17 protein-coding genes are annotated in these 20,155 nt (G+C 42.8%); 11 read left to right on the top strand and 6 right to left on the bottom strand.

Annotated features, from left to right (window positions below; all coding sequences use genetic code 11):
- The first annotated feature begins 21 nt into the window (after positions 1 to 21).
- The 4 genes from IJ00_RS05825 (at position 22) to IJ00_RS05810 (ending at position 5,910) form a co-directional block, all read left to right on the top strand.
- Complete coding sequence (locus IJ00_RS05825) at positions 22 to 1,221, top strand: sigma-70 family RNA polymerase sigma factor (RefSeq protein WP_035150925.1); 1,200 nt, start codon at positions 22 to 24, stop codon at positions 1,219 to 1,221.
- Between the two features lie 4 nt (positions 1,222 to 1,225).
- Positions 1,226 to 2,422, top strand: a complete 1,197-nt coding sequence (locus IJ00_RS05820) for a DUF1822 family protein (RefSeq protein ID WP_035150922.1) — start codon at positions 1,226 to 1,228, stop codon at positions 2,420 to 2,422.
- Positions 2,423 to 2,539: 117 nt separating this feature from the next.
- A complete protein-coding gene (locus IJ00_RS05815; protein ID WP_035150919.1) occupies positions 2,540 to 4,870 on the top strand; it encodes a CHASE2 domain-containing protein in 2,331 nt (776 codons plus the stop codon).
- A gap of 266 nt (positions 4,871 to 5,136) precedes the next feature.
- A complete protein-coding gene (locus IJ00_RS05810) occupies positions 5,137 to 5,910 on the top strand; it encodes a DUF928 domain-containing protein (protein WP_035150916.1) in 774 nt (257 codons plus the stop codon).
- A gap of 394 nt (positions 5,911 to 6,304) precedes the next feature.
- Here IJ00_RS05810 and hisD read toward each other — a convergent pair whose 3' ends face one another.
- Together hisD and IJ00_RS05800 are read right to left on the bottom strand one after the other, a co-directional pair.
- Positions 6,305 to 7,594 carry a histidinol dehydrogenase gene (gene hisD / locus IJ00_RS05805; protein WP_035150913.1) on the bottom strand — a complete coding sequence of 430 codons (1,290 nt, stop codon included), beginning with the start codon at positions 7,592 to 7,594 and terminating at the stop codon, positions 6,305 to 6,307.
- A gap of 118 nt (positions 7,595 to 7,712) precedes the next feature.
- On the bottom strand, positions 7,713 to 7,943 hold the full coding sequence (locus IJ00_RS05800; protein WP_238178441.1) for a type II toxin-antitoxin system HicB family antitoxin: 231 nt from the start codon (positions 7,941 to 7,943) through the stop codon (positions 7,713 to 7,715).
- A gap of 118 nt (positions 7,944 to 8,061) precedes the next feature.
- Here IJ00_RS05800 and IJ00_RS05795 point away from each other — a divergent pair, with 118 nt between their 5' ends.
- On the top strand, positions 8,062 to 9,006 hold the full coding sequence (locus tag IJ00_RS05795; protein WP_339366880.1) for an NAD(P)H-dependent glycerol-3-phosphate dehydrogenase: 945 nt from the start codon (positions 8,062 to 8,064) through the stop codon (positions 9,004 to 9,006).
- A 239-nt stretch (positions 9,007 to 9,245) separates the two neighbouring features.
- On the opposite strand, the gene IJ00_RS05790 is transcribed toward IJ00_RS05795, so the two are convergent.
- Positions 9,246 to 11,729, bottom strand: coding sequence for a BsuBI/PstI family type II restriction endonuclease (locus tag IJ00_RS05790; RefSeq protein ID WP_035150910.1), 2,484 nt, complete (start codon positions 11,727 to 11,729; stop codon positions 9,246 to 9,248).
- A gap of 42 nt (positions 11,730 to 11,771) precedes the next feature.
- A complete protein-coding gene (locus tag IJ00_RS05785; RefSeq protein ID WP_035150906.1) occupies positions 11,772 to 13,532 on the bottom strand; it encodes a WD40 repeat domain-containing protein in 1,761 nt (586 codons plus the stop codon).
- A 452-nt stretch (positions 13,533 to 13,984) separates the two neighbouring features.
- On the opposite strand from IJ00_RS05785, the gene IJ00_RS05780 reads away from it, so the two are divergent.
- The 3 genes from IJ00_RS05780 (at position 13,985) to IJ00_RS05770 (ending at position 16,373) form a co-directional block, all read left to right on the top strand.
- Entirely contained in the window at positions 13,985 to 15,451 is a 1,467-nt protein-coding gene (locus IJ00_RS05780; protein WP_035150903.1) for a glycoside hydrolase family 13 protein, read from the top strand.
- A gap of 98 nt (positions 15,452 to 15,549) precedes the next feature.
- Complete coding sequence (locus IJ00_RS05775; RefSeq protein ID WP_035150901.1) at positions 15,550 to 15,786, top strand: DNA-directed RNA polymerase subunit omega; 237 nt, start codon at positions 15,550 to 15,552, stop codon at positions 15,784 to 15,786.
- A gap of 101 nt (positions 15,787 to 15,887) precedes the next feature.
- Positions 15,888 to 16,373 carry a hypothetical protein gene (locus IJ00_RS05770; RefSeq protein WP_035150898.1) on the top strand — a complete coding sequence of 162 codons (486 nt, stop codon included), beginning with the start codon at positions 15,888 to 15,890 and terminating at the stop codon, positions 16,371 to 16,373.
- 33 nt (positions 16,374 to 16,406) lie between these two features.
- On the opposite strand, the gene IJ00_RS05765 is transcribed toward IJ00_RS05770, so the two are convergent.
- Together IJ00_RS05765 and IJ00_RS05760 are read right to left on the bottom strand one after the other, a co-directional pair.
- A complete protein-coding gene (locus IJ00_RS05765) occupies positions 16,407 to 17,108 on the bottom strand; it encodes an SDR family oxidoreductase (RefSeq protein WP_035150896.1) in 702 nt (233 codons plus the stop codon).
- A 1-nt stretch (position 17,109) separates the two neighbouring features.
- Positions 17,110 to 17,781, bottom strand: coding sequence for a GNAT family N-acetyltransferase (locus IJ00_RS05760; protein WP_201782670.1), 672 nt, complete (start codon positions 17,779 to 17,781; stop codon positions 17,110 to 17,112).
- A gap of 115 nt (positions 17,782 to 17,896) precedes the next feature.
- Here IJ00_RS05760 and IJ00_RS05755 point away from each other — a divergent pair, with 115 nt between their 5' ends.
- From IJ00_RS05755 to IJ00_RS05740, 3 genes are all read left to right on the top strand, one after another.
- Positions 17,897 to 18,484, top strand: coding sequence for a TetR/AcrR family transcriptional regulator (locus tag IJ00_RS05755; RefSeq protein ID WP_035150890.1), 588 nt, complete (start codon positions 17,897 to 17,899; stop codon positions 18,482 to 18,484).
- A 457-nt stretch (positions 18,485 to 18,941) separates the two neighbouring features.
- On the top strand, positions 18,942 to 19,310 hold the full coding sequence (locus tag IJ00_RS05745) for an iron-sulfur cluster assembly accessory protein (protein ID WP_035150888.1): 369 nt from the start codon (positions 18,942 to 18,944) through the stop codon (positions 19,308 to 19,310).
- 364 nt (positions 19,311 to 19,674) lie between these two features.
- Positions 19,675 to 20,097, top strand: coding sequence for a M48 family metallopeptidase (locus IJ00_RS05740; RefSeq protein WP_035150886.1), 423 nt, complete (start codon positions 19,675 to 19,677; stop codon positions 20,095 to 20,097).
- Positions 20,098 to 20,155: the final 58 nt, after the last annotated feature.

Genomic DNA, 20,155 nt, shown 5'->3' with positions numbered 1-20,155 from the left:
AAAATAGATTAATTGGGAATTATGCGTCCTCGTCAAAATATCACTGAACTTTTTTCTACCTTTTTACAGTTTACAGATGATCGCTTTGCAGGTTGGACAACCGATGCAAGACTACACCGCAGTATCAAAGTCTGTGTTAACCAATATCCGGAAGCAACTGGGGAAGATTTTTGGGCAGTTTATTGGCACAAATCTTGGCAAAAATCCCCACAACCTGCAATTCCCCTAGGACATATGTCTGCTTATTTGCAAGAATCCTGTTATTGGACTGTGCATAATTTAATGCCACGCTTGCCAGATTCCCATGATAAGGTATCAGATTTTTTTCAAGTGGCGATCGCCTCTGTACCGAAAATTCTCAAAAGTTGCGATCCCGATGTCAATCTCAGCCTCAAAGCCTATGCAAGCAGAGCTTTTGGTAATATTATTCGGGATTATTTACGCCAAAACCGCGAAGCTGATTTTTGTAATCACTGGGGTTTATTAATGAAAGTCAGCCGCAAACGCTTGACAGAATCCCTAGAAAATGCTGGACTAAATCCCGCAACTATAGAACAGTATGTCCTAGCTTGGACTTGTTTGACTACCATCCATTTACCACGCAAATCCCCAAACCTACGGCAAACTCCCGCACCAGAACCTAGTACTTGGATGGCGATCGCGAGCAATTACAACCGTATGCGTCTCCAACTCACATCCCCAGGAGCGGAAGTAACTGCCCCCACCTTGGAAAAATGGTTAATCGAATGCGGCACTCAAGTGCGTAAATATTTATATCCCTCAGTATCATCCCTCAATTCCCCCAAACCAGGACAGGAGGAAGGACAATTACAAGATGAACTTGTGGATGCTTTGCAACAACCCCTATTGACAGAATTAATTGAACGAGAAGAGGAAATCACACGTCAAGCACAGAAAGCACAAATTAACAAAGTGTTACAAGCTGCCATTACTCAACTCGATACTAGCGCCCAACAATTACTGCAACTTTATTACCAAAAAGGCTTAACACAACAGCAAATTGCCAAGGAATTGGCTATCCAACAATACACAGTCTCCCGGAAATTATCCAAAGCACGGGAATCATTATTACTTATCTTGACCCGTTGGAGTCAGGAAACCTTGCATATTCCCATCACTTCCGACGTGGTTAAGTATATCAGCACCATACTAGAGGAATGGTTGCAGGTGCATTACCAAACATCATCCCCAACTCCATAAACCCATGACATTTCTACTTGATACCCCTACCCAGCTAGAGTTACCCATCTCCCCAGATTTAGCAACACAATCCTGGCAGCAAAGTCAATCCCAACCCACAGTTCTGGGACAATGGCAACAGTATCTCAATCAAATTTGTTACCAAACCTTTCTCCCTTGGTTAGAAACAGAACAACAATCCCCAGCAAGAGTATCGTTAAATCAAACATTACTACCCAGTTTGTGGTCGGTAGTCAATGGCACAGCTATTACCTGGGGTGAAAAACGCCTCATACTCGTGCCTGATAAATCCATGGATATCAGTGAATTCCGAGTACCCCAGGAATGGGTGGATATTCCCGAACTAGTGGGAGACTATTATTTGGCAGTACAAATCAATCCAGAAGAATTATCTATGGGAGTTTGGGGATACACTACTCACCAACAATTAAAAACTACTGGCAGTTATAACTCTAGTGATAAAAGCTACAGTATTGATGCCCAGGAAATGATTTCCGATTTAACTGTGTTGTGGGTAGTCAATCAGCTCAATTCCGCAGAAGTCACCCGTGTACCCGTTGCTAATTTTTCCCCCGTCACCGCAACCCAAGCGGAAAATTTATTGTCACGATTAGCAAACCCAGAAATTATCCAACCCCGTTTAGAGTTACCATTGTCCCTGTGGGCAGGAATCATCACTAATGATAATTGGCGAGCAAATCTTTATCAAATGCGTCAAAGAGGATTTGTTAACCCATCCCTAGGTAATTTTGCCCCCGCTAAAGTTGCGGCAAATCTCAGTCAGTGGTTACAAAATAGTTTTGAGGAAAGTTGGCAATCTCTGGAAAATTTACTGGGGAATAATACAAATTTAGCCTTTAATTTGCGACAACCCACAGAACAGGAAGATACAACCATCAGACGGGTGAAATCTCTCAATTTGCCCCAGGGGGAAGCATTTTTAATCCTCGGATTAGATACAGAAACAGATGGGAGAATTGGTATACGGATTCAACTACGTACCCTTAATCAAGAGTTATCTTTACCATCCCATCTCAGCTTAAAATTACTCTCTTCCACAGGGGAAATGATTCAGTCTGTAGAATCCCGTGAGCAAGATAATATGATTCAAATTAAACGCTTCAAGATTCGCCCTGGTACGCAATTTAGTGTTCAAATTCAGGTTGATAGTTTTGTGGTGACAGAGGATTTTGTAGTTTAATTTGCGATTTCGTTAGATTTTGACTATTACCTCTTGTTTGTGAGATAAATATCAGAATACACTAACTCTCACCAACCTGAGAAAAACAAGTAAAGTCATCCTCATCTTGCTGATAAAATGTCCCATCTAGTAGTATTAAACCTGGGTAAAGGAGAATTACAATACGGCTTTCCCACAGTGACAGCACAGCTTTGGGAAGAAGATGGGATGACTCCCATACAATTTAGTGGTAGTTTACCACCGATGCCAAATTTAGCAACACTTTATCAACGTTGGCAGCGATTATACACATCCTTATATAATAACTTGTCTTGGCGTAGAACTCGTAGCGCCCATCCCGAATTTGAAATTGATGAGGATGATGATACGATTACAAATATTTCCCATCACGAATTCCAGGAAATATGCGAAGAATTAGGCACAGAATTAAATCGGTGGTTAAGTGCAAATAGTTTCTTAGGAATAGACCGGAAATTAAGGACAAATTTAACTCCTAAGGATGAAATTCGTCTGGTAATCGCTGCCGAAAACCCGCAAATATTACGATTACCTTGGAGCTTGTGGGAGTTCCTCTCTGACTATCCCCAAGCAGAAATTGCCTTAAGTTTACCGGAATATGCACGTTCTTTAAAAACGAATATTTCTCATATCAAAAAGAAAGTTAAAATTTTGAGTATCTTTGGTAATAGTGAGGGGATTAATCTTACCCAAGATAAACAAATATTAGCAAAATTACCCAATGCAGAGATTACATTTTTATTAGAACCGACATCTCAGGAATTGAATGAGCAGCTATGGCAATCAGATTGGGATATGTTATTTTTTGCCGGACATAGTTCGAGTCAAGAAAAGGGATGTATTCAAATAAATTCTACCGATAGTTTAACAATTGACCAGTTAAAATATGGTTTGAGAAAAGCCATATCGAGGGGTTTGAAATTAGCTGTTTTTAACTCCTGTGATGGGTTAGGTTTAGCGCAGGATTTAGCAGATTTACATTTACCCCAGGTAATTGTGATGCGGGAACCTGTTCCTGATGGGGTTGCACAGGAATTTTTGAAACATTTTCTCACACTCTTTGCTAAGGGAGAATCTCTTTATACTGCGGTACGAGAAGCACGGGAAAAATTACAGGGTTTAGAAGGGGAATTTCCCTGTGCAACTTGGTTACCAGTGATTTGTCAAAATCCGGCAGAAAATCCATCAACTTGGAGAGAATGGTGTGGTAAGGCAAAGGTAAAGCGATCGCTACCCAATCATCAAGAAACTAGGTTAATTTTGTTATCTAGTCTCGTCAGTACTCTGTTAATTGGGGGTGTGAGATTTTTTGGGTTCCTATCTCCCCTAGATTTTGGGGTATTTGATTTGTTACTGCGATCGCGCATCACCGAAAATCCCGATGAACGCATTTTAGTAGTGACAGTAACTCCTGAAGATGTGCAATCCCAAGGTAAAGAACCCCGTTTCGGTTCCCTCTCGGATACAACCCTCAATCAACTCCTGCAAAAATTAGAAACCCACCAACCTGCTGTCATTGGTTTAGATATCTACCGTGATTATCCCAGTCAAGAACCTCAACTGATACAAAAATTAAAAAAAAGCCAAGGTTTGATCTCTATCTGTAAACGTCCCGATCGCCGAGATGATCCCACAGGTACTTTACCACCTCCAGAAGTTCCCCCTGCCCGCGTCGCATTTAGTGATTTTGTCCAAGATATGGATGGGATTGTGCGCCGACAATTGTTATTTATGACACATAATAGTAACTCGCGCTGCACTGCAAGTTACAGTCTCAGTAGTCGTTTAGCCTTTGAATACTTATCGAAACAAGGTATCAAAGTAGAATTCACCAAGGATAATTACTTAAAACTCAATCAAATCATTTTCCCCTCTATCCACAGTCGGACAGGAGGATATCAAGGGGTAAATACAGGAGGTAGTCAAATTCTGCTCAACTACCGAGCAATGGAGAATCCCCAACTGATTGCTCCCCAGGTGACTCTCCAGGACATCTTGACTGACAAGGTAAACCCCCTGGCAATTAAAAATAAAATTATACTCATTGGCATTACAGACCCTAGTATGGGTGATTATTGGGCAACACCCTGGGGTGCGGGTTCCTCTGCACAAATCCCTGGTGTGGTTATTCACGCACAGATGGTGAGTCAAATTCTCAGTGCTGTTTTAGACAAGAGACCACTGATATGGGTATGGTCGATGGGTGGGGAAATTCTTTGGATTGGGTTGTGGTCTGTAGTCGGGGGATTGATTGCTTGGTGGTTTCGTAGATTGATAATTATGACTACTGTATTAGGTAGTTGCATAATCCTACTGACAACAACGTGTATTGTAATATTACATTTCGGTGGCTGGGTTCCACTAGTCGCCCCCCTATTCACTATGTTGTTAACTAATGGTACCCTTGTTTATGTCTTTTTGAAAAAGTAAAACCAGGTCAAATTATCAGGATTAATTCCTTATAAGGGTAGTTGCTTATGGTTTGGTAGGGATAGTTTTTTGGCTTGCCTTACCATAAAATTCTCTCATCCGTTTTGGCATAGAGGCTGGGAAAATGAACTTTCTCAGATTATTTTATTATGATGGGAAAATATTATTTTGATTGATTATAGCTGTATTTATCCTACCATAGGGCGGAGCGTAGCTCTATCGCCATCAATTTTTGATTCACAAGACTTTTTATTCTTAGACTCTATATGACTCAACTACGATTTTCTCAACTTTTTTTCGCAACTACAGCAACCCTACTACTCTGTACCAGTTGCTCCTCCAATTATACTAACCAAGTCATCGCTCAGGTTCCCAGTTCCCCATCCATTGATTATAATCCCCCACCACCCCCAGGCACGGGTCCAGAACCCACAGACAGGAGACAGGGAGGAGCGGGAAGGGGATGCGAACCCACAGCACTTGCACCTACCATCGAATCAAATCAAGGTAAATACCTCTGGGGTTTAACCGTTGCTTCCCACCCCAGATTTTGGTTCAGTCTACCGAGAAAAATCACAACCAAGGACGCGATCGCCTTCGTATTAGAGGATGAAGCGGGTAAAGAAGTTTACAAAACCATGGTGCAAAAATCCCAAATTCCCCAGGGAATCGTCAGTTTTTCCCTACCGACAAAAGTTCCTGCTTTACAAGTTGGCAAATCCTACCGTTGGTCTTTTTCCGTATACTGCGACTATCAAACAGTAGAAGATAAACCCGGAACTGTTACAGGTAAGATTCAGCGAGTTGCAGTGTCCTCAAAGATACAAAATCAACTGAAAAATGCCAAAACTCCCTTGATGCAGGCAAAGATTTACGCGCAAAATGGCATTTGGTTTGATGCTGTGACAACCTTGGGACTAGCTAAGATGCAGGGTAAGAAAGATAAAGCAATTACTTCTGGATGGAGTGAATTATTAACACAGGTAAACCTCAGCAAAGTTACCTCCCTTCCGGTGACTTCCTGCTGTAAAAAATCTTAGTCAGAGAAACCTGTGGTAACAGTTTGAGGAGGATATATTGCAAACTTTAAAGACTCATTAACTTCAGTTAAAAAAGACTTGCAGTTAGGGTGGGGGGTGCTAGATTTATAGACAGGACACAGCAGGTATAGATTAAACCAAAACCAAGGGCAAGTGACCCAGTGTCCCCCGTCAGTAGCCCAGGCAAATGACAGCACATTTTGACAGAGAAGTGGCAAGTCTCCTAACCAGATTAGGTAGCCAAATCCCTAAGCGGAAAAACGTTCTTGTGCTGAGTTTGTTGTCCAGTCAATATCCACCCTAGTAGTTGACTTCTTCGTTCTATCTTTTAAGCTTATCAAATTGCACATAAATTTAAAGAAACCTGGTCACCCCTGATCAGGTTTTGCCGTTTTTAAATCCCCATTTCTAACCTCACAGCAACGCTACCTGCATGAGCTGGCAAACCCTCTGCTTCTGCGAGGGCGATCGCGTCGTGACCGATTTTCTCCAAAGACTGGCGATCGCACTCCAAATAGGTAATCCGTTTCATAAAGTCAAACACACTCAACCCAGAAGCAAAGCGAGCGGAGCGGGATGTAGGTAACACATGGTTGGGACCTCCTACGTAATCTCCGATAGCTTCCGGGGTATGTCTGCCGAGGAAAACACTACCAGCACAGCGAATATATTGCGCCAATTCCCTAGGATTATCTATACATAATTCCAAGTGTTCCGGTGCTAATTGATTCACCAAAGGTATGGCTTCCTGCCAATTTTCCACAACAATCACAGCTCCATGTTTTTCCCAACTGGCGCTTGCTACGGCGGTAGTTGGTAAAGTTGCGAGAATTTCGGCGATCGCCTGAATTACCTCTTGGGCAAACTCCCAGGAATCGGTGACTAAAATCGATTGGGCGCTAGGATCATGCTCCGCTTGGGAAAGTAAATCCCAGGCAATCCAAGCAGGTTGATTCTGGTGATCAGCGACAACGAGAATTTCCGAAGGTCCAGCAATGCTATCAATACCCACAGTTCCAAAAACCTGCCGCTTACCCTCTGCCACGTAAGCATTACCGGGACCAACAATTTTATCCACCGGAACAATAGTTTTAGTTCCATAGGCAAGGGCGGCGATCGCCTGGGCTCCCCCCATACTGTATATTTCCGTTACACCTGCCAACTCTGCCGCCGCTAAAACTGCTGGGTTAATTTCTCCCCCAGGCATAGGTACAGCCATGACAATCCTCTCCACACCAGCAATCTTTGCCGGAATGGCATTCATCAACACCGAACTAGGATAACTAGCCCGACCTCCGGGTACATAGATACCGACGGTAGATAAAGCTACCCAATTTAGTCCTAGACTCACACCAACACTGTCAGTATAGGCAATATTCCCTGGCAACTGTTTCTGGTGAAAATTACTAATTCGCTCTGCTGCCACTGCTAAAGATGCTTTCACCTGGGGAGAGCATTTTGCTGCTTGCTGGGCAATAAAATCTGCTGTTAACCGCAAAGATTCCGGCTGAAAATGGTCAAAGCGATGGGTGTAATCTTTAACTGCTATATCACCCCGTGCCTTCACATCAGCAATAATTTCCCTAACAGTACCACTAACATCCACCGTTGCCTCCCGTCGTTCGTTGACAAGGGCAAGGAATTGCATGGAAAAATCTGTGTCAGTGGTTTTCAGCAACTGCATGGATAGTCTCCCATAAGTAACGCGCGCTTTCCTAGTTTAGCGAGAAAAGAGGTCAAGAGCGCATCGTACAAGCTGACGAGTGTATTTCATTTCCTTGGGAAACGCTATAGTAATTTAGTCACACCACCACCAAAAAAGTTTCAAAATTATCTTCTGGTACGGATAACCCATCTGCTTCTAAAACAGCAATAGAACCTGCGATCGCTTCCCTTATATTCGAGAGAGCTTCGTTTTTGGTTTTTCCCTGAATAACGCATCCTTTCAGGCTGGGACATTCCACAATCCGAATTCCGTCTTCATCTTTGTAGAGAATAACTGTCTCATTGTTTGGAACCTCGATCGAGATCAAAAATTTTAATATAATATCCTTCTCCACCCTAACTGCTGTTTTACGCTAATTACAAGTTTGGAATTTTGAATTCTGTGTGGTGTAATCTTAATGACGGTGCCAACATTAAAACCCAAAATTGATTACTCCCAAGTCCTCAAATTCTCAATTAATTGCAGTTCTCGGTGCTGGTGCATGGGGAAGCAGTCTCGCATCTATTGCATCAGCGAATGGTCATCAAGTCAATATTTGGTCACGTCACGGTTCTCTTTCCCTGGGTGATGCTGTCAAGGATGCTGATGTGATTCTGTCGGCAATTTCGATGAAAGGTGTCAGCGAGGTTGCGAGGCAAATTCAATCTTTAGCTCTTCCGGTCAAGGTAATTTTTATCACAGCGACTAAGGGCTTAGACCCGGAAACAACGCAGACACCATCGCAGATATGGCAAAGAATGTTTCCTGCTCACCCCGTGGTTGTGCTTTCTGGACCAAATTTAGCCCAGGAAATTCAGCAACAATTACCAGCTGCCACCGTAGTCGCCAGTCAAGCGAATAATGCTGCGATCGCCGTCCAAAGTATTTTGACATCGGAAAGATTTCGTGTATATACAAATACAGACCCCCTAGGTGTAGAGTTAGGAGGGACGCTGAAAAATGTCATGGCGATCGCGGCAGGAGTATGCGACGGTTTACAATTAGGAACCAATGCCAAAGCAGCACTCATGACCCGTGGTTTAACGGAAATGGTGCGAATTGGTGTACATTGGGGGGCAAAGGCAGAAACCTTCTATGGATTATCTGGTTTAGGAGATTTACTCGCTACTTGTAATAGTTCCCTCAGTCGTAACTACCAAGTTGGTTATCAGTTAGCATATGGTGCAACTCTGGAGGATATTCTCACCCAATTGCGAGGAACCGCAGAAGGTGTGAACACTACCCAAGTGTTGATACAAAGAGCCAGACAACGTAACATTTATGTCCCCATCACTGAGCAAGTCTATCGTTTGCTGCAAGGAGAAATTACACCCCGACAAGCAGTTATGGAATTAATGCTCAAAGATACTAAACCGGAATCTGGGGAATGAGTAGGGGTGCAAAACCTTGTACTTAGAACACTGATTCAGTATTCGGAATCATGACGAAAAAACCTGGTTTCGTGAGTTGTAACAAGGAATGTTTCATTGTAGAAGACTTTAAAACAGGGGTTTTCAGTCTCGTATTTTATTAGTGAATCGGTGTTCTAGGGTGTTGAATTTGTGGTTAAGTCCCTCAAAAAAGCTCATACAAATTCTGTGTCGCCATCTTGAAAATACAACCGATATCTTCAAGAACGATTCTCCGGCTCTTCATAGGGACCGAGAAATCTCTCCCCGTTAAAATGAATCATGTGATCTGGTTGGTCAGCAACCCAAACTTCTGTTTCCCAAGAAATCTCAGCAAGATAGCGAGTCATCGATCTACGACTTGAGAAAGCAGTAACAAAGACTAGCCCCTCACTACTTGACTGAAACAGTTGCTTCAGTTCATTACGGCGTTTTAGGTTAACTGGACCGTGGCTAGTGACAGCTTCTACTAATACAAGCCAGCCTTGCTCTTGATAATGCACTACAATATCTGGCATTTTACCGTGCGGATCGAGTTCGACCCCAATTTCTCGAAACCTCTGAGTTTCGTTAACAATAAATTTATCCCCAGCATCACCGACGTACAACACAATACCCCCCGGCGTAAATCTAGGGCAAAATTTCTCTAAGATATCCTTTATCAGTAGGTTCTGACCACCTGATGAAAGCTGAATTGCCTGACCATTGGGCAAATGAACAGGCATCATCGATAGATTTCGCGCTTTGTCTTGCAATAGGTTTTCGACTGATACCGCATAATTCTGACAAGCTTCTTCCCACTGTTCGGAGCCATAGGATTGAAGCAGAGATAGGGCTTGTTGATGCAGTTGATAACACCACTTGGGACTATTAATAGGACGATCGGGGCGATCAGGGTTTTCAATCACTAACCCCATCTGGACAAACTGGTGCATTGTTTGTCGTCGAACCGTTTCACGTGTATTCGGTGCGTATTGTTTACCGTAGTAATCACGAAACCAATCCATCATTTCAGTAATTCCGCGCCTTGGATCTGTCGCTTCACTCCAGAGTGTGTCAGGGCGAACGTTTGCCAATGCTAACAAGCAAAGTGCTGAACGTTCATTCTGCTGCTCTCTAGGAGCAGAAATATCTTTGAGAATCGCTAGTGCTTCCTCAATACGCTTACCAGCCTGAATTGCATTGGTTACTTCGCTCATGATTGACAGAGTTTTATGGACAAGCTTATCGAGTTTTTCTTGGTTGGAGATAGAGTCATTGATTTGGCTCCCCAGAGACATTAGATCATTTTTACAAGGGTATTTCATTCTACGCAGATCAGTTGCGTTGATCTGCGTATGACCACTAAATTGACGGAAGTAATTATCGAATAGCGTTGAATTGAGAAATGCCGCCAACCCTCGTGCAAGGTCAGGATTCATCCCTTTACCCTTAGCATGGAAGTAGTTGAGATGATTCTCTATTCCGAGGAATGGTTCATCCATAGGAGAACAGACAGCAGCCATAACGCGACGCTTCTCTTCTTTTGCCGAAAACCGCCTTGTCAGAACGTACCATCCTCTCTGAATCAGCCATTTCTGCGTTTCCTGGTTTTGTTCGATTGCGATCGCCTTACGCGGATTCTTGGGTGGAAACAAGATTCTCTCTGCCTTCATCGATTCTGGGTAAATCAGTGGGACACTCTTTTCATCCAAACAACTCCTCAAAGCTGACTTCAATCGAAAGTCTACAACTGGACCCGTTGATACTTCTAAACCCAAGTCATCTAAAGTGCCCGGTAATTTATTCATCTGCACTCTCAAGGCATCTTCAAGAGAGTTCGTAATAATATGAATAAACTGCTCAGTATCGTTGATTTCAATCACTTCACCATAAGGAACACACCGCGTCTCTGAAAATTCATCTAAGACATTTCCAGAATGATTAGTGATTTCTGTAAGATCAGGTTTAAGTTTTGTTTTAGTTGCATGAAAAATAATATTTTCCTGGAGTACATCATCATCTGCAAAAGCAACCGATCGACTTTTGAATACATGAATTTTTCTCAGCCCCATTTCTTTTAAAAATGCTTTCCGAAAAGGGCGAAAGTATGGGCCGTTGCAGAAGCTTCTTGGCGTGATGGCTACCATCTCTCCATCTTCAGCAAGCTGTAACATGGCAAGCCAAACGAACGCACTATAAAGATTGACCGTTTCGACTCCGAGACTTGAGAGGATTTTCTTCTCTGCCGATTGATTATTAATCTTTTTATAAGGAGGATTTAGAATTGCATGAGTAAAACAAGTACTAGAGTCTGGGAAGAGGGGAAGATTTACTTCAACAGCAGCTTCGATAAAGCTCTTTTCATGCAAGCTATAATCTGCTTTGATTCCTCTTTTTTCTAGAGCAAAACAGCATTCTATCAAGCGCTGCTCCAAAGATGATAAGAAAGTTGGCTCAACTTCATATGCAGTTATAGAGCAGCTTTCAATCGGATTAGGACTACTTAATAAGCGCTCTATAAAAGCGGTAGTTAATGAACCAACTCCTGCACCAGGATCAAGCAACCTGATTTGACCTGCCAAATTGCTAAATTGTCCCGCCATGAAACGAGCGATGGTCGCAGGAGTCAAAAACTGCCCCAATTCACTGCGCTGCTTAATGCTCAACCTTGAGGAAAAATGAATCCTGGTAATATCTGTAGAGTCTGTAAGGAAGGTCATCATTCTACCAATTTAGTACCAAAGGAGTAATCCTTCTTAAATTCCTCAACTCCGTTGCCAAATTTTGATAGTCTTATCCAAACTACCACTAACTAACATTTCTCCAGAAGTAGTAAAAGCCAGAGCGGTGACTGCATCAGTATGACCAGTAAACGTACCTAAAAGCTCCCCAGATTGCAGATGCCATAATTTAATTGTTTTGTCTGCACTACCACTGGCAATAGTTTGTCCATTGGGACTAAGGGCGATCGCACACACTCCATCTATATGTCCTGGGAGAGTCTTCAGTAATTCCCCTGACCCTAGATGCCAAATTTTAATCATTTTATCCTTGCTGCCACTGACTAAAATCTGGCGATCGCTACTCATTGCCAAAGCCGTGACAATATGACTATGACCCATTAAAGTATGTTTTAATTCAGCTTCCGGAGACTTACTATTCATCGGTTGCTCCAGATGCCACACCTTAATTTTCCGGTAACTACCAGTGACTAAAATTTGACCATCAGGACTCAAAACCAAGGAATGAGCTGCTGTATCATCCAAAGATAAAGCCACAGTCACCTGGCGATAGAGTAAATCCCAAAATAAAATCTTGCGATCGTCTCCACCAGTAGCCAACATTCTGCCATCGGGAGTAAAGGTGACACAACGCACAATCCCATTATGTTTGTGCATAATATCAATTAAATCCCGCGCTCCAGTGTGCCACAATTTAATTGTTGAGTCTGCTCCACCACTCACCAAAGTTTGCCCATCCGGACTAAAAGCTAAAGCATTCACCTCATCAACTAAACCGGAAACTGTCCAAGGATAATCCAGTAAGGTATCGATCAACTCACCCTGACTTAAATCCCAGAGTTTCGTCTCACCCCGACTACCGCTAGCTACTATAGGGAAAGCTTTACCATTTTGACTTCCCGGACTAAAAGCCAGACAATTAATTCCCCGGCTATGTCCCTTTAAAGTTTGCCAACATTCCCAATCGCCAACCACCTTTTTCAAAGGATGCTCCGTCGGTACAGTCTGCACCACTTCCGACAATATCACTTCCTTACTAGCGCGAGGAATTTCTTGTTGAGTATTAATTGCCTCTAAGTACCAACTCACCCCCCCTGAATACAATAAATTACTGGGATAAATCAAAATTTTGGGTTCACTAAAATCAATTTGCTCTTTGGGTAAAAAACCTGTGATTACGGCTCGCTTTTCATATCCCCTTCTACCAGTAAAAGGATAAAATAAACATAAGAAAATAAATAAGTGATAATTCTTGACATCATCCTGGGTAATTGACCACTTAACCTTATCCTTCTTAATTCCGTTAAAGCTCTCACCATCGGCAACACATACCAAAACATTCAGTTTCCGCTTACCTGTCACCACATAGGGAAACTTACTCTCACCCCGCAAATTTCCCTCATCATCCAACAGCATACCTTCGAGAGTATTTTGGGGAACTTTTTTCATCATTTTTCCCCAACGTTGAGTCATCACCTGCTCGGTAACTTCCTCCCGCAATAAATAATCCTCTGCTTGCTGCTGAAAATAACGGGGAAAAGGTATTACCCACTCAGGAGGTTCGGGATACTCCGGGGGTGTGGGTGGTGGACTTTTCGCCATAATTTCCGCTTGATGTTGCACGGTTTCCAGGATTTTTCCTAGCGGTTCACCCCAAAAAGCCATGATTTCACTGTGACAACCTTTGACAGGACTCTCTAGCAGAGAGAGATCATAGGTTTTGGGTTTTTTCACCCGTTGCAAAAAATCTGCCTGTTGAGCTTTGAGTAAGCTAATCCAATCCATGTGCATTCCTGGGGTGTAGCATTGCCTACATTTTTCAGCGATACCAAGAAAAATTTAGTCAGTAATCTCAGCAGTTAAGGTAACACAACTCTTGGTCAGCATAAAGACAAAGACAAATGCTCCTGACATTGCCAAGAAATATTAAGCAGTAAGTGTCAGCCAAGATATCTTCTCAGTAGATGCTAAAAAACCCTAATTATCTGAGATTATCTTGATTTGTGCCCACTTGCTGATCAGATTGCTATTCTCTGACAAATCTGATTGATAGCAGCCTATTTTAACGAAATTAGCCAGAGAAAGAATGTCTCTAGGGACGCAGTTCAGAGAAATTGGAAATTTGAGATGATGAATGGGGAATTACCAAGAAAATTTCTATCGTTAGTGTGAATCATAAGTAACTACTATCTGTCACGATCGCACCTGAATAGTCAGAGAATATAGACAAAATCTTCATGGAATTTCACACTCCCAACTGGGCAAAACACGCTGTTTTTTACCAAATTTTCCCCGATCGCTTTGCCAGAAGTCCGCAACATCAACAGAATTTCTTACGTAGTTCACCATGGGAAGATTGGGATGCTCCTCCCACACTCCAAGGGTATAAGGGTGGTGATTTGTGGGGAATTAAGGATAATCTGGACTACATCCAAGATTTAGGGATAACGGCAATCTACTTCACACCAATTTTTCAATCTGCTTGTAATCACCGCTACCATACCCATGATTACTATCAAGTAGATCCCATTCTCGGAGGTAATATTGCCTTTCGAGAATTTTTAGATGCTGCCCACGAAAAAAATATCAAAATTGTCTTAGATGGTGTTTTTAATCACTGTAGTCGTGGTTTTTTCTTTTTCCATGATGTTTTGGAAAATGGTTCCTATTCCCCTTGGATTGATTGGTTTGAGATTGAAGATTTTCCCCTTGCCCCCTATACAGGTGATTCGCCAGCTAATTACCGTAGTTGGGTAGGAAATCGCGCATTACCAGTTTTTAACCATAACAATCCCCAGGTGCGGGAATATTTAATGAAAATTGCCGAATATTGGATTGAATTTGGTATTGATGGTTGGCGTTTAGATGTGCCCTTTGAAATTAGCGCTCCTGGATTTTGGCAAGAATTTCGGCAACGGGTAAAAGCAATTAATCCTGAAGCTTATATTGTGGGTGAAATTTGGGGAGACTCTCGACAATGGTTAGATGGAACCCAGTTTGACGGGGTGATGAATTATTTATTTACAGGAGCAACAATTGCTTTTACTGGTGGCGATCGCATTCAACCCCAACACATCCAAGGAAGGGATTACGAACCCTATCCACCCATATCAGCCACAGAATACGCCACCAAAATTCACAATCTCCTCCAGCTCTACCCCTGGGAAATTCAACTCACCCAATTAAATCTGCTTGCTAGTCATGACACCGCACGGTTACTTACCATGGCAGATGGCGATATCAACACAGTCAAATTAGCTACATTACTATTAATGACTTTCCCCGGTGCCCCTAGCATCTACTATGGTGATGAAGTCGGCTTGATGGGTGGCATTGACCCCGATTGTCGGCGTGGTTTTCCCCAAGCACAAGACTGGAATCAAGAACTTCTCCAAACCCACCGCCAGTTAATTCAACTACGTCACAAGTATCCCTGTTTACGCATCGGTACTTATGAAGTTCTTCATGCCCAAGGAGAACTATACGTTTTTGCTCGCATCCGGGAAACGGAAGTATTAATTATTGCTGTCAATACAGGCAGTACAACCATCAATCACAATCTTGATATCAGCCAATTAACCAGCCAACCAGAGGTAGTCATCTATGGTACGGGAACCATCGTCCAATTACTTCCAGAAAGTCACAATACCTATTTAGAATTAACAATTCCTCCCCGTACAGGTTGCATAATTGCTAAGGAGTAGGATATTAGCGACAAAATTGTGCTTTCCTGATGAATAGCTCGCTTCTGTAACAAGTGTATTATTGTTAAACTGGTGAGTGACCCACAAAAGCGGTAAATATGCTTAAGCGTTCTAGATTCGAGACTACCCCATCGCAAATTATGCACCGTGCTGAGGATTTAATTAGTGCAGCCTCAAATCGCTACCGCATTACGGTTCAGGTGGCAAATCGTGCTAAACGTCGTCGCTATGAAGATTTTGACAGCGCTGAAGACATGATGATGAAACCTGTACTGCGGGCAATTATTGAAATGTCTGATGAGTTAACCCAACCTGAGATTATTGGTGAAGTCTAAAACTAAATTTTGATGAGTTGCCAGTGACAATATCCCCGATTTTTTTGGAGTCGGGGATCTGATAAAAACCCTCGGAAAAATCATCAATCACCAAAATTTCCATGGAGCGACGATTAGCCTTGACACCCCTGTATAAATACTGGCAATTAATCACTATCTTCCTTGTAACAGGTTTGATAGTTATTTGTCTCCATAGCTTAGATAATACCTCGGTTTCCGCCCAAAATATCCCGACTGGTGATGCTTGGCAGCAAGTTTATCAGCAGTTACCAGATTTACCTAAAGAAAATCAGTATATTAGCCGAGAAAGCAGCAAAGTCGCAGAGAGAAATACTCTTGTCAGTCGTATGGTTAACTACCATATGTATATTAAAGGACGTAGCCCTAACTTTCGCCTAGATTGGAAATTAACTTTAGCTGATTACCTGGGTGTGAATGAAATTATCTATGATTCCAGCTATCCAGGAAACGATAGTTTAAAGAAAAATCCCCTCGATGGCGATCGCGCTGTGATCAAACGTCTCAACCGCAAGCAGCGTAACGCTTTAGTAGAAGCACTTGTGAATGCTTTCCTCAGTGGTAGATAGCCATCTCTAGAAATTGCCCACGTCTCAATTTACTCAAGCTCCCTCACCTAACATTGCAGGTACATCAATCTCCTTCACACAAGTAGCTCTTGATAATGAGAGGACACAATCAATAATCTTCAATAAATCTGTTAAAGGAATTGCCTCACCACCCAACAGGTTATTTGCTTGCAAATCGGCTATAACTTCCGGTGTGCCAACATTTCCGGGATTAATCACTGTTACACCAATTTGCTGGGAACGCAACTCTTCACGCAAGGAATGCACCACACCCCGCAACCCAAATTTGGAGGCACTATTGGCAACTTCTCGCCCGGAAAAGTTATCCCTTCCCGAAAGGGAACCCATAAAAATAATTTTCGGGTTATCCGATTGCCGTAATGCTGGTAGTAAAGCTTTCGCCAAACGAATTGGTGCGACTAAATTCACCGCAATAACTCTGGCAATATCTATATCCGAGCAATCTTCAAAGCTGTATTGGCGAGTAAATGCATGGGTTTCCCAAGTTCCCCCCATGTATAACAATCCATCCAGGCGATCGCCACCAATCGCCTCTGCCACCTTTTCCACACCCTCTAGTTGCGATAAATCTGCCTGAATCCATTCTCCAATCGGTGCAAAAGTCCGAGAAACTGCCAGCAAGCGCTGGGATTGGGGTGCTAAATGTTCGGCAACCGCAAGTCCAATTCCCCGACTAGCACCAGCTACAAGCATTGTCTGGAATGACTTAGACATACTAATTTAGACGAAGAGTAAACTTAGTCACACCTGGGAAATCTATCTGATAATTATCCCAAAAGTAGGCGCTATAAAAGGTTTGGTATGGCTGAAAGCCAACAGACTCATAAGTACGAAGGGCTGTATTGTTACCATTTATTATCATGATTCCTGCGTGAGAATACTGTTGTGCTTTCCCGGCTTCTAACAAAGCTCTCACCACAGTTTTTCCCAATCCTTGCCCCCGTGCTTCCGGTACTACTGCCACAGTTTCAATAATCCAGGGAGCTTGGGGTGCGAGAAAAATCGGTTGGCAATTCCCTCCCCAATATTGCAAGTAGCGATCGCTAAAAGCTGCGGCAACTTCTGATGACCAATTTAAGTGGTGGGCGATCGCCTCCATACAAGATAGACGCAAAGGACAGTAATCTTCTAAATTCGGTGTATAGCCTGCTGCTGCGGCTACGGGCTTGCCTTCGGCTTCTAAAATCAAGAAATCTTGCGCGTTACCCCAATTAGAAGCATCCGCCCTCAACATTGCCTCAATAAATGCCAATGAACTGGTTCCCTCTGGCAACAAGTCTCCCCAAAAACAATGATTCAAAGGCGGTAAAGAGGCTTCATATACTATTCTGGCAAGGAAAGGAATATCTGCATAGGTAGCTTTGCGGGTACGAAGTTCGACTGTCATCACAACCTCCTGGAGGTCAAAAAAAAGATACAATCTGTATGTATCTAAAATAGAGAATCTTCTGGGCTGTTGTCAAGATACATACTGTATGAATGTTAAATGTGAATAATCTGCCATGTCCGCCAAGTTAACCAAAGCTGAACAAACCCTACGTACTCGCCGTGCTATTCTCGATCGGGCGCGTCAACTATTTGCCACCAAAGGATATGCGGCAACTGGAACCGAGGAAATTATCAACGGATTGGGGATTACTCGTGGGGCGTTGTATCATCAATTTCACGATAAGCTAGGGGTTTTCAAGGCTGTAGTTGCCGAAGCCTATGGGGAGATGACAGACTACATTCACAACCAGGTAGAGACTATAGAAGACCCTTGGGAACAGTTAATTGTAGGCTGTCAGGCATTTTTAGAAATTGCCCAGCAAGGAGATTTGCGGCGGTTGGTATATATTGAAGCACCAGCAGTTTTAGCCGCAGAAACCTTAGTTGAGTTTGATCAGTATGGGTTTGGATTGCTCTATGAATCAATTCAGACAGTTGTCAACGAGGGAAAACTGAATACGATTGATGCTCAAGGTTTTGCCCATTTGTTAAACGGTTCCCTGAATGAGTTGGCAGCATGGGTTGCCCAATCCAATGACCCCCAACGGTTGAAAACGGCTCAAATTTTAGTCGAGACTCTATTAATTCGGCATCAACGCTGATTGTTGAGTTTTTATACAATTTCTCTTAATTCCGCTACAGATATAGCGTTTCTCATTCTAGTGAGGTATGGAAGAACCAGCCCTCCCCGATTTTGCGGAGGGTGCCCGATAGGGCGGGTGGGGTTGTATTTCATCTGATTGGGAAACGCTATAATTCTCCCCCTGCTGTCTATGTGTAGCGTTATTTTGGAGAATTAGTATTATGTGTGTAGGAGTAGGGATTTTTTTGGCAGTGCTAAATAAAAATCCAGAGTACAAATCATATTTTGAACCCATATTTTGAACCCTGGATAGACTATCACCTCATCCCCATCCGCAAATCTCAAATTATTTCCTGCGCTGAACTGGTTATGCATCTCGCTAAAATAGAGGGATGAAGATAAATACTTTTTCAAATCCTCTGATGACTTAATCTTGGGGTGAGAGTTCTTTAAATTATTAAGGAGTAGAGCAACAAATGACACAGGCAACTCAGTCTCAACAACAGTCTCAACAACGGGGTATTCAGTTAAGCGAATCAGCACTCAGACAGGTAAAAATGCTCCGCAGCAGCCAAGGAGAAGACCTTTGTTTGCGCGTCGGGGTGCGTCAAGGTGGCTGTTCCGGGATGTCTTACATGATGGATTTTGAAGATGTCAGCAAAATTACTGACAAAGATGATGTTTTTGATTACGACGGTTTTAAAATCGTCTGCGATCGCAAGAGTCTATTGTATCTTTATGGTTTAATGCTAGATTACAGCGACGCGATGATCGGTGGCGGTTTCCAATTCACTAATCCGAATGCAGCTCAAACCTGTGGTTGTGGTAAGTCCTTTGGTGTGTAATACTTGCCATGACTGACTTGTAGCGAGGTAAGTCGAAGGAGTAATAGGGAAGGAAACAGAATCCACACCCTTCCCATACCCTCTCCCCAACCCGTTGACGGAAAATAATGGGATATATCAGCCCGTGACTTCGGCAGGCTCAGTACAAGCCTTCTATGGACGGCTTTCTGATAAAATACATATAGTCGCCACAGTCCATTGGGAGACTATAAACGGACATGGAGGCTGGGTAAGACTACTTTGGTAGCATCGGCTAGTGAAGTGTCAAGGAATCCTCGCTCATCAACGGACGAGGAGCTATGTCAATATTGACACCGAACCCTTAATCATTGACTATTGACTGTTGACTATCGACTCATTTGTAATGACTCAAACTGTAGAAAGTCTGTTTGATACAGCTTTAGAACGTTATAAAGCTGGGGAAGCTCCGGCTGATTTGATTCCTGTATTTAAGGACATTTGCGATCGCGCACCTAAAAGTAGTCCCGCTTGGACTTGTTTAGCTTGGTTATATTTATTGGAAGAAAAACCCAGTTCTGCAATGAAAGCAGCACAAAAAGCTGTGAAACTTAACCCCCAAGACCCCCAAGCTAGGGTAAATTTAGCTGTAGCGATGCTAGAAACTGGGCAAAAAGGTTTACGCCAACACGTTGATTTTGCCCATCAACTGATGTTTGTCAATCCAGAATGGCGAGAAGAAATTCTCAGCAGCATTGAAGACGGTTTCAGTCGCAAACCAGACTGGCAAAGTTTAGCAAAAGTCAAAAGCTGGCTATTCCCCGAATAATTTACAGAGGCAGAAGTTAGAAATTATGATTTTTAGCCTCTGCCTTTTTTCTCCTTGG

The organism is Calothrix sp. 336/3, assembly GCF_000734895.2.
Lineage (GTDB): Bacteria > Cyanobacteriota > Cyanobacteriia > Cyanobacteriales > Nostocaceae > 336-3.
Note: the sequence above shows the minus strand (reverse complement) of the source record. Positions and strands in the feature narration are given on the sequence as shown.